This is a genomic window from Nonomuraea phyllanthi (assembly GCF_006334985.2).
In the GTDB taxonomy this organism is placed as follows: Bacteria; Actinomycetota; Actinomycetes; order Streptosporangiales; family Streptosporangiaceae; genus Nonomuraea; species Nonomuraea phyllanthi.
The window spans coordinates 356,678-371,981 of the sequence record NZ_VDLX02000005.1; the positions used below are offsets into that span (position 1 = coordinate 356,678).

Genomic DNA, 15,304 nt, shown 5'->3' on the forward strand with positions numbered 1-15,304 from the left:
CTAGACGGGGAAGTTGGCCCGGAAGACGGCCTGCGGGTCGCGGGCGCGCTTGAGTTCGCGCAGCCGCGCCAGGCTCTCCTCCGTGACCGCCTGCGCCGCCGTCTCGCCCGGCGCCAGGAACGTGTACGGCTTGCGCCCGCTGACCGCCGCCCCGAGCCGGGCCGTCAGGGCGGCCTGCCTGGCCGCCACCGCCGCGGCCACGGCCGGGATGCCGAGCCCGAACATGTACAGCAGGTACGGCTCGGCGACGGCCCCGGCCGCCCCCTCCGAGGGGTCGGCGAGCGCGCCGCCCAGGTGCCGGAGCTGGACGTTGAGCAGCGGGTCCATGGGCTCGTCCAGCAGCGTGTCGATCGCCTGGTCGTCGAGCCCGGTCAGCAGTTCGACGCGGGAGGCGGCGGGGCTGGGGTCGACGGGTTCCGCGGTGATGTCGCCGAGGTCGGCCACGGCGATCACGCCGCGCTTGTCGGCGATCACGCCGTCGATCTTGCCGAGCCGGTCCAGCAGCGCCGCCCCGTCGTCGGGGTCGCCCAGGTAGGTGGCGTCGAGGGCGACCATCGGGGGCGCCTGGGGGATCTGCAGCCGGTTGACCCACAGCGACAGCTCCGGCGGGGCCTGGTCGGTCAGGTCGCGGAAGGCCTCGAACACCTCCCGCGTGCGGTCGCCCTGCCACATGATGCGCCCGCCGTACACGCTGGGCGCGGGGTACAGGTCGATCTCGACGGCGGTGACGACGGCGTAGTCGCCGCCGCCTCCGCGCAGCGCCCAGAACAGCTCGGCGTCGCTGGCGGCGCTCACGCGGGCCTGGCGGCCGTCGGCGTCGACGATCTCGAAGGCCCGCACGCTGCCGGAGGCCCAGCCGTACCTGCGGCTGAACCAGCTCAGCCCGCCGCCCAGCAGGTAGCCGACGACGCTGACGGCGGGCGTGCTGCCGGCCAGGCCGGTCAGCCCGTGGGCGCCGGCCTCGGCCTGCACGCGGCCCCACATGACGCCGGCGCCCACCCGCGCCCACCGCTCGTCCGGGTGAACGGTCAGCTCGTCCAGCCGCCCCGTGCGCAACAGGATCACGCCGTCGGTGTCGCCGGTGGCGCCGTGCCCGCTGGGCTGGGCGGTGATGGTCAGCCCGGCCTGGCGGGCGTAGCGGACCAGCGCCGCGACGTCCGCCGCGTCGGCGGCCTCGACCACGGCGGCCACCCGCTGCGTGACCGCGAGGTTCCACGGTCGGGCGGCCTGCTCGAACTCCGGCTCGCCGGGCAGCAGCACCCGGCCGGAGACGGCACGTCGCAATTCGGTGTCGGTCATCAAAGAGCTCCTTAGGTCATCACGGCAGGAGGCCGTGCTCGTAGCGGGGAAATGTCGCCGGCCGGGTTCGCGGATTGGCGAGGGCGACGGCTACGACGCCGTGCCCGCGATCTGCCGGGTGGCGGCGTTGAGCCGGTTCCACAGGTTGATGCCGGCGATCGCCATCAGCAGGGCGGCGAGTTCGGTCTCGGAGTAGTGGTCGGCGGCCTCGTCCCACACCTCGTCCGGCACCGCGTCGGCCGTGTCGGCCAGCCGGGTGACGGACTCGGCCAGCGAGAGGGCGGCGCGCTCGGCGTCGGTGAAGTACGACGTCTCGCGCCAGGCGGCCACCGCGAACAGCCGCTCGTCGCTCTCGCCCTGCTTGCGCAGGTCCTTGGCGTGCATGTCGACGCACACGCTGCAGCCGTTGATCTGGCTGGCCCGCAGCAGCACCAGGTCCACGGTCACCTTGGGCACCCCCGCCTGCTCGAAGGTCTTGCCCAGGCTCAGGAGCGCCTCCATCGCTCCGGGCAGGACCATGGCGGGGTGCTTCATACGTGCTTGCAAGGGTTCGTCTCCTCGGAGAAGGTTCTGTTCGCTGACATGACGACAGAGGGCGGGAAAAGGTGACCGCCGTGCCGTACGCCCAGCATCACGAGGGCCGTTAATACGTCCGCGATGTGCGGAAGATGCGGCGTTGGCCGCCGCCGATACACTTCTGCGAGTGTTTGAGGGGAATGTACGGTTCACGGTCCTGGGGGCGGTCGAGGTGTCCGTCGAGGGCCGGGCGCTTCCCCCGCTCGCGCCGCGGCACCGCGCCTTCCTCGGCTACCTGCTGCTGCACTCCGGCACGGCGATCGGCATCGAGCGGCTGAGCGAGGCGATCTGGGGTCCGACGCCGCCGGAGACCGCCAGGGCGCAGGTGCACGCGGCGCTGACCGCGATCCGGCGCACGCTGCGCGCGGCCGGCGCCGACCGGCTGCTGCGGACCCGCCCGGCGGGATACGTGATCGACCCGGAGCCGGGGCAGCTCGACGTACGGGAGTTCAGCGCGCTCGTGACCGGGGCGGAGTCCGAGCCGGACACGGCCGTGGGCAGGCTGCGCGAAGCGCTCGCGCTGTGGCGGGGACCCGCGTTCGCCGGCGTCCACGCCGCCTACACCGACGCGGCCCGAGCCCGGCTGGAGGACCGGCGGCTGGGAGCCCTGGAACGGCTGGCCGAACTCGAGCTCGCCGCCGGGCGGCACGAGCAGCTCCTCGATCAGCTGGCCGGCGAGGTGGCCGCGCACCCGCTGCGCGAGCGGCTGGCCAGGCAGTTGATGCTGGCCCTGCACCACGCCGGGCGCCAGGCCGACGCGCTGGCCGTTGGCCGCGACTACCGCCGCAACCTGGCCGACGCCCAGGGCCTCGACCCAGGCCCCGCCTTTCTGGCCGTGGAGAAGGCCGTCCTGCGGGGCGAACCCCCCACACCGCCCCCGTTCATGGTGGCGACCCCACCCACCGTCCCACCGTCCGCGCCGACCATCGCGCCGCCGACGGCTACATCCGCCGTCCCACCGGCCGCATCGCCCGGCGTCCCACCTGCGTCGGCGGGCGGGCCGGCCGCGATGGTGGGCGCGCCGGGGGCGACGAGTGGACCGGGCGCGTCGGCGGTCGGGACCGTTGCGTCGGTGGGTATGCCAGGCACGACGATGAGCCGGACTCCCGCGTCGGCGGGCGGGCCAGGTGTGACGGCGGGTGTGACCTCCGCGGTCGCGGCCGTGGCCGGGCCGGGCACCGTCACGGCGATCGGCAGGCCCCCGTCGGCCTTCCTCCCGTACGACGTCGCCGACTTCGCGGGCCGCTCCGTACAGGTGGAGGAGCTGTGCGAGCCCGCCCCCCAACCGGTGACGATCCACGCGATCGACGGCATGGCCGGCATCGGCAAGACGGCGCTGGCCGTCCACGCCGCGCACCGGCTCGCCGAGCGGTATCCCGACGCCCAGCTCTTCATCGACCTGCAGGCCCACACGGCGGGCCGGCCGCCGCTGGAGCCGGGCGAGGCGCTGGAGGTGCTGCTGCGGCAGGCCGGCGTGCCGGCCGAGCGCATCCCCGCCTCCGAGCCGGAACGGGCCGCGCTGTGGCGGGCCGAGCTGGCCGGCCGCCGGGTGCTGCTGGTGCTGGACAACGCCGTCGACGCCGCGCAGGTCCGTCCCCTGCTGCCGGGCGCCTCCACCAGCCTGGTGCTCATCACCAGCCGCCACCGGCTCACCGACCTGGACGGCGCGCGGCCCCTGTCCATGGACGTGCTGCCGCTCAGCGACGCCGCCGCGCTCTTCGCCGGCATCGTGGGGGAGCGCGCGGACGCCGAGCCGGAGACGGTCACCGAGGTGCTGCTGCTGTGCGGGTTCCTGCCGCTGGCCGTACGCATCGCCGCCACCCGCCTGCGCCACCGCCCCCGCTGGAGCGTGGCCCATCTCGCCGAGCGGCTGCGTGACGAGCGCCGCAGGCTCACCGAGCTGGCCACGTCGGAACGCGGGGTGGCCGCCGCGTTCACCCTGTCCTACCGGCAGCTCCCGGCCGAGCAGCAGCGGCTGTTTCGCCTGGTCGGGCTGCATCCCGGCCGCGACATCACCCCCCACGCCGCCGCCGCGCTGGCCGGCCTGTCGCCGGAGGACGCCGCGGACCTGCTGGAGGAGCTGCTGGACGCGCACATGCTCCAGCAGCACGCGTTCGGCCGCTACCTCTTCCACGACCTGCTGCGCCGCTACGCCGCGCAGCTGGCGGCCGAGCAGGAGCCGCCGGAGGCCCGGCAGGCCGCGCTGGCCCGGCTGCTGGGCCACCAGCTGTCCACGGCGGCCGCCGCGATGGACGTGCTCTATCCCGACAGCGCGCACCGCCGGCCGGGCGTCGAGCGCTCGGCCCGCCCGCCGTTCGCCCCGGGCGACGCGTCGGGGGCGCTGGCCTGGCTGGACGCCGAACGCGCCAACCTCGTCCTGGCCGCCGACCAGGACCCGGGGCACGCGAGCGCCCTGGCCACCACGCTGTATCGCTACCTCTACGACCACGCCCACCACGACGACGCGCTCATCCTGTACGGCAAGGCGCTGCGCGCCGCCCGGCACCGGGAGGACGCGGCGGGTGAGGGGCGGGCGCTGACCGACCTCGGCTGGGTCCATCAGGTACGGGGCCGCCACGACCTGGCCCGCGAGCACTTCGAGCGGGCGCTGGCCGCCTGCGCCGCGGCCGGGGACCGGCGGGGCGAGGCGAGGGCGCTGGTCGGGCTGGGCCGGGCGCGGTCGGAGGAGGGCGACCACGAGGCCGCCGGGGAGGCGAACCTGCGGGCGCTGCGGCTGTTCCGCGAGCTCGGCGACGCTTTCGGGGAGGCCGTGACACTGGATCGTCTCGGCGTGGTACGCGAGCGGCTCGGCCGGTACGCGCAGGCGGCCGATCTGCATCGCCAGGCGGTCGCCCTGTCGCGCGAGATCGGCAGCGGGGGCGTGGAGGCCGACGCCCTGGACAACCTCGGCGTGGCCTGCGCGCGGCTGGGCCGGCACGCCGAGGCCCGCGAGCACCATGAGCGCGCGCTGGAGCTGTATCGCCGGTTCGGCTACCGGCGCGGCGAGGCCAAGGCGCTCAACGGCCTGGCCGAGGCCACGGCCGCCATGGGGGAGCCGGGCCAGGCCGCGCGCCTGCGCGGTGCGGCGCTCGATCTGGCCGTGGAGCTGGGCGACCGGCGCGAGGCCGAGCGGGCCGCGGACGCCCTGCCCCGCGTGTCCGGAGCATCCTCACCGCGGCCTGGGGAAGGCGGCGCGCAGCCGGCGCCCGTTGACGAGGAAGGCGGCCCCACCTGAACGAGGTCACCGGTGATCGCCAGGACGGCGACCGCGGCGAGCAGGGCGGCGCTCGGCGCGCACTGCCACGACTGTTGTACGGCTGTCAAAGACGCAGCCCGAGGGGCGCCGCTCCCACGAGGCCGCCGTCGATGACGAGGTCCTGGCCGGTGATGTACGACGCGTCGTCCGAGGCCAGGAAGGCGACGGCGGCGGCGACATCGTCCGGGTGGCCGAGCGAGCCGAGCGGCACCTCCGCCGTGATGCGGGCCTCCGCGTCGGGGTCGATGGCGGACCGGTACATCTCGGTCTCGATGTAGCCGGGGCTGACGGAGTTGACGCGGATGCCGCGCGGCGCGAGGTCGGTGCCGAGCGTGCGGGCGAGATTGTGCACGGCGGCCTTGCTGGCGGCGTAGATCGAGGCCACCGGGAGGCCGCGGTGCAGGGTCCAGGAGGCGTTGATGACGACGGCGCCTCCGTCGCCCATCAGCGGCAGTGCCTTCTGGATCGTGAAGAACACTCCCTTGAAGTTGATTCCGACGGTGTGGTCGAAGTCCTTCGGGCTGAACTCCGGCCTGAAGTCCGCGATTCCGGCATTGGCGAAGACCGCGTCGAGGGCGCCGCGCCAGGTCTCGACGCGCCGCACGAGGAGATCGAGGTCGGCGTCGACGCTGACGTCCGCGCGGACGGGCAGGACCCGCCCGGAGCCCAGGCGTTCCGCCGCGGTGTCGAGGCGGGCCTGGTCGCGGCCGGTGATGACGACGTACGCGCCCTCGTCGAGGAGCCTGCGCGCGGTCGCGAAGCCGATGCCGCTGGTGCCGCCGGTGATCAAAGCTGTTCTGTTCGTGAATCGCTTCATGCCGACGATCCTCGAACGGTGCGAGCTCACGCGGCAGTGTTGGCCGAACCTGGGTCTGACACCACCACCAAGCGCTCCAGCAGAGCCTTCGTTCCCGTCCCTGGTGCGGGGGTGAGCAGCGACAGGCGGTGGCCGGGCAGTTCGGGCAGCGGCAGGACGGTGGCCTCGAAAGTCAGCGTCCCCAGGCCGGGAATCTCCAGGGCCTTGGTGCCGTGGGTGGAGCCGCCCACGGGGAGTTCCGCCCAGATCTCGGCGAAGGCGGGGCTCGCGGCGCACAGGTCCGCGGCCAGGCGGCCGAATTCGGGATCGTCCGGGTAGCGGGCGGCGTCCGCCCGGAACAGGCCGATCATCGCTCGCGCCGCGTCGTGCCAGTCCACGACCGCCGCACGGTAGCGGGCGTTGGTGAAGAAGCTGACCAGGCAGTTGTGGTCGTACTCGTTGCACTGGAACACGATCTCCGCCGCGCGGTTGACCGCGAGGACGTTCCAGTGCCGGTCGATGACGTACGCGGGCCGCGGCAGCCAGCCCTCCAGCAGTCGCCGCACGGCATCGGGGACCCGTCCTTCGGACGGCGGCGCCTGCGGCGGGTTGAGACCGGCGAGGAGGTACAGGTGCTCACGCTCCGCGGGCTCCAGGCGCAGCACCCTGGCGATGGCGTCCAGGACGTCGGCGGAGACGTTGATGTCGCGTCCCTGCTCGAGCCAGGTGTACCAGGACACCCCTACGCCGGCGAGCACCGCCACCTCCTCCCGCCGGAGCCCGGGCGTACGGCGGCCCCCGCCCGCCGGCAGACCCACGTCAGCGGGAGCCACCCGGGCTCGCCGCGACCGGAGGAATGCGCGCATCTCGGAACTGCGCCGCTGCCGCGCATCTGTGGAGAGCCGGGAAACACCCATCACGTCATGCTATGTCCCGGGCGACCGTGCGGGCGGTGGTGTCTGCGGCGCGGGCGTCTCGGCTAGTCTGCTGGACAGAGGCCCCATGCACCGCAAACACCACCGAAGGGGGCATCGTGCGCGATAGCGTGCCGCTGCGGGGACGGCGACGTGAGCTGGCGGAGCTGGACGCGCTGGTGCAGCATGCCCGCGCCGGCCGCAGCGGCGCACTGGTCGTCTCCGGCGAGGCGGGCGTCGGCAAGACCGCGCTCCTGGACCGCATGGCGGCCCGCGCCGCGACCGGCGTCCGGATCGAGCGCATCGTCGCGTCGGAGTCCGAGATGGAGCTCGCCTACGCCGGCCTGCAGCAGCTGTGCGGGCCGATGATGAGCTCGGCCGCGAGCCTGCCCGCCCCGCAGCGTGAGGCCATCGAGGCGGCGTTCGGGCTGCGCCGCGCCTCCGCGCCCAGCCCGTTCCTCGTCGGCCTCGCCCTGCTCGGGTTGCTCACCGAGCGCGCGGGCGAGCGGGCGCTGCTGTGCGTCATCGACGACGCCCAGTGGCTGGACGAGGCGTCGGCGCGCGCCGTCGCGTTCGCCGCCCGGCGCCTGGACGCCGAGGGCATCGCCGTCGTGCTCTCCATGCGCGCCGTCGGCGAGGCGTTCGCCGGGCTCCCGCAGCTGGTCGTCGAGGGGCTGGGCCACGAGGACGCGCGCGAGCTGCTGCGCCTGGCCGCGCCCGGCGGGCTCGACCGGCGGGTACGCGACCAGCTGATCGCCGAGGCGCGCGGCAACCCGCTCGCGCTGCGCGAGCTGCCCCGGGCGCTGAGCCCGGCGCAGGTCGCCGGCGGGTTCGCCTTCACCGGCTCGATGCCGCTGCAGAGCCGCATCGAGCAGAGCCTGGTCGCCCAGCTCGAACCGCTGCCCGGCTCGGCCCGCCTCCTCCTGCTGCTGGCCGCCGCGGACCCGACCGGCGACCCCGGGCTGCTGTGGCGGGCGAGCACCGCCCTGGGGCTCGGCCCGGAGGACTTCGACGCCGCCGAGGCCGCCGACGCGCTCGTCGTCGGCACGCGCGTCGGCTTTCGCCACCCGCTCGTGCGCTCGGCCGTCTACCGGGCCGCCTCGCCGGAGGAACGGCGGCGCGTGCACGCCGCGCTGGCCGGCGTCACCAGCGCCGAGCAGGACCCGGACCGCCGGGCCTGGCACCGGGCCGGCGCGACGCTGCTGCCGGACGAGGAGGTCGCCGCCGACCTCGAACGGTCCGCGGTGCGCGCCCGCCGCCGCGGCGGAGCGGCGGCGGCCGGCGCGTTCCTGGAGCGGGCGGCGGAGCTGACGCCCACGCCGGTCGCCCGCGGCCGGCGGCTGATCGCCGCCGCCGAGGCCAAGCACGACGCGGGCGCGCCCGCGCAGGCCCTGCGCCTGCTCGACACCGCCCGCGACCACCCCCTCACCCCGTTGCAGGAGGCGCTCGTCACCCGGCTGCGCGCCCGCGCCGGATACGCGCTGCGGCGCGACAGCAGCGGGGCCGGGCTCCTGCTCGCCGCCGCGCAGGGCCTGGAAGGGCTCGACCCGGTGCTGGCCCGCGACACCTACATCGAGGCGCTGTCGGCCGCGATCTACGGCGGCCGGCTCGGTGACGCCGAGCAGGTGGCCGCCGTCGCGAACGCGATCCTGGAGGCGACCGCCGCCGAGGAGGACTCCGACCGCGCGCGCGACCTGATCCTGCGCGGCCAGGCACTGCTGGCCGCCAAGGGGCAGGAGGCCGCGATCGCGACCCTGCGCCGGGCGCAGCGCGCGTTCCTCGACCAGGCCCCCGACGCGCTGGAGCTGCACTGGATGTGGTTCGCCTCCCGCGCCGCCCAGGACCTGTGGGACGCCCGAGCCCTGCGCGCCCTGGCCGACCGGCAGGTCGAGCTGGCCCGCGCCGAAGGCGTCGTGACCGTGCTGCCGATCGCGCTGAGCCTGCTGATGCTGGCCCAGACGGTCGACGGCGACCTGGACGCGGTCGAGGCCTCCTGCGACGAGATCGACGCCATCAAGGACGTCACCGGCCACCCGCTGCCGCCGTACGGGCGGCTTTTCCTGTGCGCCTACCGGGGGCAGGCCGGCGAGACGCTGCGCCTGGGCGAGCAGATCCGGGCCGACGCCCGGGAGCGCGGCGAGGGCTACGGGCTGAGCGCGGTCAACTTCGCCGAGGCCGTCCTCTACAACGGCCTGGGCCGCTTCGCCGATGCGGTGACCTCCGGCCGGCGCGAGCTGCCGTACACCCACGAGCTGAGCCACGCCATGCGCACCCTGCTCGAACTCGTGGAGGCCGCCGCGCACACCGGCGAGCAGGCGCTGGCCGAGCAGGCCTACGAGCAGCTGGCCGGCGTCACCCGGCCGGTGGGCACCAACTGGGCGCTGGCCGTGCTGGCCATGGCGCAGGCGCAGGTACGCGACGGCGACGAGGCCGAGACGCTCTACCGGGAGGCGATCGAGCGTTTCGAGTACGAGCGGATCCCGATCATGGTGGGGCGCTGCCGCCTGCTGTACGGGGAGACGCTCGGCCGCCAGGGCCGGCACGAGGACGCGCGCGGGCAGCTGCGGGCGGCGCACGAGGTGCTGTCGGTCTGCGGCCTGAACGGCTTCGCCGAGCGCGCGGCCCGAGAGCTGAGCGCCGGCGGCGAGACGCCACGCGTGCGCGCGCACCATCCGGCGGCGCGGCTGACCGACCAGGAGCTCAACGTGGCGCGCCTCGCCCGCGAAGGGCTCACCAACCGCGACATCGGCGCGCGGCTGTTCATCAGCTCGCGCACCGCCGAGTACCACCTGCGCAAGGTCTTCACGAAGCTCGGCATCAAGGGACGCGCCGAGCTGAGGACCGCGCTCGCCGAGCTCGACCAGGCCCCGCCGGCCCCCGCGCCGCGGCCGCCGGCCGGCCCCGCCTGAGACGCCCCTAGCCCCGCTCGCGCGGCTTGCGGTGCGTGACCGGCCTGTCCCCCTTGCCGGGGAACGCCATGATCAGCAGGCGCTGGCCACCCGTCTGCGGCCCCTTCCAGTCGAACCAGTCGTAGTGCACGCGGATCCGGTAGTGTCCCGCGCGGCCGTCGAGCGAGAGGTCGGGCAGTTCCGTGCCGCTCAGATCGTCCCGGAGCACGATCCGGCCGGTGGGGCTGAGGTAGCCGACCTCGGCGACGTGGTCCCAGCCCCTGGTCTCCACCGGCGGGCGGCGGTCGTAGGTCTCCAGCGTGACGCAGATGTCGAAGTCGGAGTGCGTCAGGACCATCAGGTGGCCGGGCAGCGCGGCCACCAGGCCGTCGTCCTGGGCCCGTTCGAGCAGGCCGTCATCGAACGGGTCCGCGCCGTCCTCGGTCGGCTCGTACGCGTCCAGCACCCCGTAGTCCGTCCACTGGGGCTCCCTGAGGCGGACGGCCCTGGCCGGTTCGATGCGCGGGCGGTGGCGCGGGCTCGCGTCGCACATGCGCCGGGCGTCGTCCTCCCACTCCTGGTTCTCCCGCTCCCGCTCGGCGGTGGCGGCGCTGACCACGGCCGCCGCGCTCGGGCAGACCTGCGCGAGCGGGTACGTCAGCACCTCGCGCGTCAGCCCCTCGACCGCCCGCAGGCGGGCCACCTCCTCGGGATCGTTGCGCGTGTAGACGCCGCACAGCCGGCGGGCGTGGGCCAGGATCACCGAGTCAGGCGTGGTGGCCGCGAACGCGATCACGTTCGCCTGCCGCAGCGAGCACACGAGCCGCTGGTCCCGGGTGAGCTCCGGCACCTGCGGCTCGCCCGTCCACCTGTCGTGCGGGACGCAGTCCTCGGCGGCGGTCACCGGGCCGCGCGTCTGGTCCGCCGCGGGCACGAAGGCGAGCGCCAGCAGCGTGGCGAGCCCGGCCGGCAGGACGTGGCGGCGTACGCGCCGGGCGGGCGCGGCCGGGTACAGCACCAGCAGGAGCAGGGCGGAGGCGAGCAGGGCCGCTCCGTACCACGACGGTGAGATGCCGAGGAACACCTCACCGTCCGCCCCCCGGGTGAACATGCCCTCCGGGTAGATCTGCGTGCCCTCGTAGCCGAACTCCCATGACGGCGGCGTCGCCCTGGACGCGCTGACCGCGGCCACGGCCGCCGCGACGCTCAGCGCGAGCGTCGTCGTCCGCAGGACGCGGCGGGTCCGGCGCAGGACGGCCACCAGGACCAGCAGCGCGGGGCCGCCGACGCCGACGAAGGCGTCCAGCGCGAACCAGGCCATGGCGTTCGTGCTGCCCCCGTTCACGCGGACGAACTCCTCGATCACGCCCCTGGGGCCGATCGAGAGGTACCGGCCGCGCGCGAGGTTGAGCGCCGCGGGGAGCAGCGGGAGCGCGACCGCCAGAGCGGCCAGCGGCCACCACCGCGCCGCCGCCCGCCCCGCCGCCCGCGCCGGCTCTCGCTGGGGGAGCGGTAGCGGAACGGGGCCGGCCAGCTCGTGGGCGGTCCTGGCCTCCCACACCAGCCCGAAGACGCTGACGGCGCCGAGGAGCGTGTAGAACGTGAGGATGGAGGGGAAGCCGTTGCCGCCGAAGGTGACGAACCCGTCGGGCTGCAGGAAGGCCACCACCTGCGCGATGACCCCGATCCGTACGGTCGCCGCGCTCCAGCGCCGGTCCCTGGCCTGGGCGATGAGGATGGACACGCACCACGCCATCGAGACGAACCCGTACCCTCCGGCGAGGTTGAGGATCCGCGTCGCGGAGAGTGCGTCGAACAGGCCGGCGATCTCCTGGCCGAGGCCGCTCACGCCGGCGACGGTCCCGGCGACGAGGGAGAACACCCGCAGACCGCGCGAGACGGTGTCACGCAGCACCAGGAAGAACAGCCAGACGACGGCCAGCTGCACGACAGCGGAGACGATTCCCATCGCCGACCAGATCCAGGAGATCCGCAGCGCGAGGATCAGCGGGGAGCCGGCGACGAGGACCAGGCCGCAGGCGACGCCGGCGTACAGGGCCAGCCGCAGCAGGGCGACGCTCCGGCCCCGGCGGGCCGGCTCGCCGCGGGCGGGGCCGCGCAGCACCTGCCACAGGGCCCACGCCTGGAGCGCCCCGATGGGGATCAGCAGGAGCGTCAGCCCCCAGGGAAGGGCGAAGGTGTCCTTGCCCGGCTCGGCGTACCAGTCCAGGCTGGAGTTGCGGGTGACGAGCTGCCACAGCAGGTCGCCCTGGTCGGTGGCCAGCGCGAGCGTGCCCAGCACGGTGACCGCGGCCAGGTGGACGAGCGCGATCAGGGCGGCGATCCCGCCGAATCGGTAGCGACGCATGGCCATCTCTCAGGGGGCGAGCGGTCGAAGCGCCCCACCTTAGCGAGCCGCCAGGAAGTCGATCAAACCGTGACGTGAGCCCGGAATTCATCGCCCTGCCGGGCGGCCGGTCGGCGCCGCGGGGTGCGTCAGCCGAGCGCCTCGCCGACGCCCTCCACCTCGCCGTTGGAGGTGATGACCCGCTTGTGCCTGCCGGTCGCCGGGTCGAAGACGGTCACCCCCTGGGGCGGCGTCTCGCCCGGCATGCCGAACACCAGCCGCGTCCCGTAGAAGGCCACCGGAAGGTTGCCGCCGGGCAGCGTGGGGACGATCGAGGCGGTCTCGTACTCCCTCATCGTCAGCACCTGCGCCGAGTCGCCCCACGCCACGGCCACCCGCCCGTCGGGCGCGGCGGCCAGCGCGGAGCGGCCGGCGGAGGTGCCGCACGCTCCGCACGTGCTGGTGTCGACGTATCGGTTCTCGTCGAGGACGTGCACGGTGCCGCATCGGCCCTCCGTGGCGGCCCACCTGCCCCCGGGGACGTAGACGACGGCGTCGCCGAGCGCGCACTCGTCGCCGCCCTCGTACTTGACGGCCTCGATCCCGGCGGCCCGCACGTCGGGGATCATGGTCAGGGCGCCGTCGTACGGCCCGATGCGGTTGCGCGTCTGCATGCCGCCGCCGTCCTGGCGCTCGTGCGGCGAGCCGACCAGCAGGCCCATGCGGCCGTCCGGCAGCGCTCCGATGGCGACCGAGGTGCCGAAACCGTCGTTCCACTCGCTGTTGCCGGGCACCCCTTCGGTGTCCTGGGTGATGCGCCGGAGTGGCGTGCCCTCGGCGCCGGCGACGTAGACCGCGCCGGCCCTCTCGGACCCGTCGTCGTTCTCCTGCGGCGCCCCGATGGCGATCATCCCGTCGTAGGCGGCCACGGCCGCGCCGAACCGCGCGTTCGCCCGGGGCTCGGGCGAGACGATCTTCCTGGGCGGGGCGGCGTCGCGGCCGTACAGGACGTACACGGCGCCCGCGCTGCCCTTGCCGTCCACTTTCGTGTACGGGGCCCCGACGACGAGATCCGCGCAGCCGTCGGCGTTGATCCGGGCCAGCGCCACCGAGGCGCCGACCGCCTCGGCGGCCGGGTCGGGAACGGTCAGCTGGACGAGCTTGTCCGCGCTCAGCAGCGACACCTGGCCGCCCATGGACATCCTGGTGCCGACGGCGACGTCGTCGCGGCCGTCGCCGTCGAAGTCCCGCGCGCTCGCCTTGGAGCAGTCGTTCGCCTGCGCCGCGCCGGACGGGCGCGCCGGCGAGGCGGGGGCGGCGCCCGCGCCCTGTTCGCACCCGGTCGTGACGAGGAGCAGCGCTGTGATCCCGAGCAGGAGCCGCCGTGACATAGGCCGATGATTGCGGATCCGGACCCGCGTATGCCACCGGAACGGGACAGTTCGCGGACGCCCGCGAACCCCCGGGGTCAGCGGCCGGAAGGGGCCGCGGGCGCGGGTGCGGGACGGCCGTAGAGGTGTTCGAGGCAGAACGGGGGCGCCGGCGGCAGCGGGGCGGTGCCGACCTCGGGGTCGGCCCTGGGGTCGGCGCGGAAGGCGCGCAGGAAGTAGGCGACCAGGCGGCGCGAGGCGGCCGGGGCGGCCTCGCCGGCGTCGGCGGTGGCGCCGTCATTGGCCTTGAGCAGCAGCACGAGGTCGGCCGGCTCGAAGCCGGGGTGCAGGTGGCCGGCCTCCTTGGCGCGCCGGACGATCTCGGCCAGGCCCCGCTCGGCGTGGGTGCGGAGGTCCTCGTAGTCGACCGCCTCCGGGAACGCGGTGAGGAACGCGGTGGTGAAGCCCCGGTCGGCGGCCTGCATCGCGCACACCTTCTCCACGACGGTACGGAAGGCCCGCCAGGCGTCCGGGTCGGCGACGGCCTCGTCGACGGCCGCCGCGCACTCGGCCAGCTGGTCGGTGAAGACCTCCGTGACCAGGGACTCGCGGGTGGGGAAGCGGCGGTAGAGGGTGGCCATGCCCACGCCGGCGCGGCGGGCGATCGCGGCCATGGGCACGTCCAGGCCGCGGGTCTCGAAGGCGTCGCGGGCCGCGCGCAGGATGCGCTCGCGGTTGGCCTGCGCGTCGGCGCGCAGGTGAGAGAGGTGAGCAGGCATGTTTCTCACATTAGCGTAAGTGGACAGGTCTATCCGCTTCGCGCATTAGTGTCGCTGGCGACGGGAATTCCAGGAGAGGAGACCGGTGAACGAGATGATGCGCGCGGCCCTGTACGACCGGTACGGGCCACCGGAGGTGCTGTACGAGGGCGGCCTCGCCAAGCCCGTCGCGGGTCCGGGCGAGGTGCTGGTCCGGGTGCACGCCTCCAGCGTGAACGGGGGCGAGCTGTATGGGCGGTCGGGACGGATGCGGCTGGTCACCGACCTGGTCGAGCGGGGCTTCCCGAAGCGGGTCGGGATCGACTTCGCCGGCGAGGTCGTCGCGGTGGGGCACGGCGTGGCCCGGCCCCGCGTGGGGGACCGGGTCTGGGGCGGGCTGGGGCGCCGGTTCGGGGCGGCGGCGGAGTACGTGGTCGTACGGCCCAGGAACATCGCGCTCGCGCCCGCCGGGCTGGATCTGGTGCAGGCCGCGGCGCTGCCCGGCGTGGGCACGACGGCGATCACCGCGCTGCGGGACAAGGCGGGGCTGCGGCCGGGGGAGCGGCTGCTGGTCAGGGGCGGCAGCGGCGGGGTGGGCAGCGTCGCCGTCCAGCTCGGGCGGGCGCTCGGGGCGCACGTCACCGCGCTGGCCGGTGGCAGGAACCTCGACTTCGTCCGCGAGCTCGGGGCCCACGAGGTGTTCGACTACGCGCGTACGGCTGCAAGTGAGCTCGGGCGCTTCGACGTGGTGCTCGACACGGTGGGGAGCGAGCCGCGGACCTACCGGGGGCTGCTGCGGCGGGGCGGGCGCATGGTGGCGATCGCCTTCGACGTCGACCACCTCGCCGGGTCGCTGGGCTACATCGCCGCCTCGGCCGTGTTCGGGTCGCGCCGGGTGCGGGCCTTCAGCGGCGATCCGACGCACCGGCTGTTCTCCGACCTGACGGCGTACGTGGAGTCGGGGGCGATCAGGCCGGTGGTCGACACGGTGTTCCCGCTGGCCGGCGTCGCCGAGGCGCACCGGGCGCTGGAGGCCGGAGGCGTGCGGGGCAAGCTGGTCATCCGCATCTGAGGGGGCGCGGTCCGGGCGCGCCCTCCGG

At 74.9% G+C, this 15,304-nt stretch carries 10 protein-coding genes; 3 read left to right on the top strand and 7 right to left on the bottom strand.

Features of this window, described 5'->3' with window-relative positions:
- Both FH608_RS16005 and FH608_RS16010 read right to left on the bottom strand, forming a co-directional pair.
- Positions 1–1,299 (bottom strand): FAD-binding oxidoreductase, encoded by a 1,299-nt coding sequence (locus FH608_RS16005; protein ID WP_139631278.1) that lies wholly within the window; start codon positions 1,297–1,299, stop codon positions 1–3.
- Between the two features lie 90 nt (positions 1,300–1,389).
- Positions 1,390–1,845, bottom strand: a complete 456-nt coding sequence (locus FH608_RS16010) for a carboxymuconolactone decarboxylase family protein (RefSeq protein ID WP_139631279.1) — start codon at positions 1,843–1,845, stop codon at positions 1,390–1,392.
- A 157-nt stretch (positions 1,846–2,002) separates the two neighbouring features.
- Between FH608_RS16010 and FH608_RS16015 the strand changes: the two genes are divergently transcribed.
- Positions 2,003–5,110 (top strand): AfsR/SARP family transcriptional regulator, encoded by a 3,108-nt coding sequence (locus FH608_RS16015; protein ID WP_139631280.1) that lies wholly within the window; start codon positions 2,003–2,005, stop codon positions 5,108–5,110.
- An 85-nt stretch (positions 5,111–5,195) separates the two neighbouring features.
- Here the strand turns inward: FH608_RS16015 and FH608_RS16020 are convergent, their stop codons facing one another.
- Together FH608_RS16020 and FH608_RS16025 are read right to left on the bottom strand one after the other, a co-directional pair.
- Positions 5,196–5,948 (bottom strand): SDR family NAD(P)-dependent oxidoreductase, encoded by a 753-nt coding sequence (locus FH608_RS16020; protein WP_139631281.1) that lies wholly within the window; start codon positions 5,946–5,948, stop codon positions 5,196–5,198.
- A gap of 26 nt (positions 5,949–5,974) precedes the next feature.
- Positions 5,975–6,844: a helix-turn-helix transcriptional regulator gene (locus FH608_RS16025; protein ID WP_139631282.1), complete on the bottom strand. Its 870-nt coding sequence runs from the start codon at positions 6,842–6,844 to the stop codon at positions 5,975–5,977.
- 116 nt (positions 6,845–6,960) lie between these two features.
- On the opposite strand from FH608_RS16025, the gene FH608_RS16030 reads away from it, so the two are divergent.
- Positions 6,961–9,750, top strand: a complete 2,790-nt coding sequence (locus tag FH608_RS16030) for an AAA family ATPase (protein ID WP_226899577.1) — start codon at positions 6,961–6,963, stop codon at positions 9,748–9,750.
- A gap of 7 nt (positions 9,751–9,757) precedes the next feature.
- Here FH608_RS16030 and FH608_RS16035 read toward each other — a convergent pair whose 3' ends face one another.
- The 3 genes from FH608_RS16035 to FH608_RS16045 all read right to left on the bottom strand — a co-directional run bounded on the left by FH608_RS16035 (position 9,758) and on the right by FH608_RS16045 (position 14,225).
- A complete protein-coding gene (locus tag FH608_RS16035) occupies positions 9,758–12,097 on the bottom strand; it encodes a hypothetical protein (RefSeq protein ID WP_139631284.1) in 2,340 nt (779 codons plus the stop codon).
- A gap of 128 nt (positions 12,098–12,225) precedes the next feature.
- Positions 12,226–13,467 carry an FG-GAP-like repeat-containing protein gene (locus FH608_RS16040; protein ID WP_139631285.1) on the bottom strand — a complete coding sequence of 414 codons (1,242 nt, stop codon included), beginning with the start codon at positions 13,465–13,467 and terminating at the stop codon, positions 12,226–12,228.
- Positions 13,468–13,544: 77 nt separating this feature from the next.
- Positions 13,545–14,225: a TetR/AcrR family transcriptional regulator gene (locus FH608_RS16045; protein ID WP_139631286.1), complete on the bottom strand. Its 681-nt coding sequence runs from the start codon at positions 14,223–14,225 to the stop codon at positions 13,545–13,547.
- Between the two features lie 97 nt (positions 14,226–14,322).
- Between FH608_RS16045 and FH608_RS16050 the strand changes: the two genes are divergently transcribed.
- Positions 14,323–15,276 (top strand): NAD(P)-dependent alcohol dehydrogenase, encoded by a 954-nt coding sequence (locus tag FH608_RS16050; RefSeq protein ID WP_139631524.1) that lies wholly within the window; start codon positions 14,323–14,325, stop codon positions 15,274–15,276.
- The last annotated feature ends 28 nt before the right edge of the window (positions 15,277–15,304 follow it).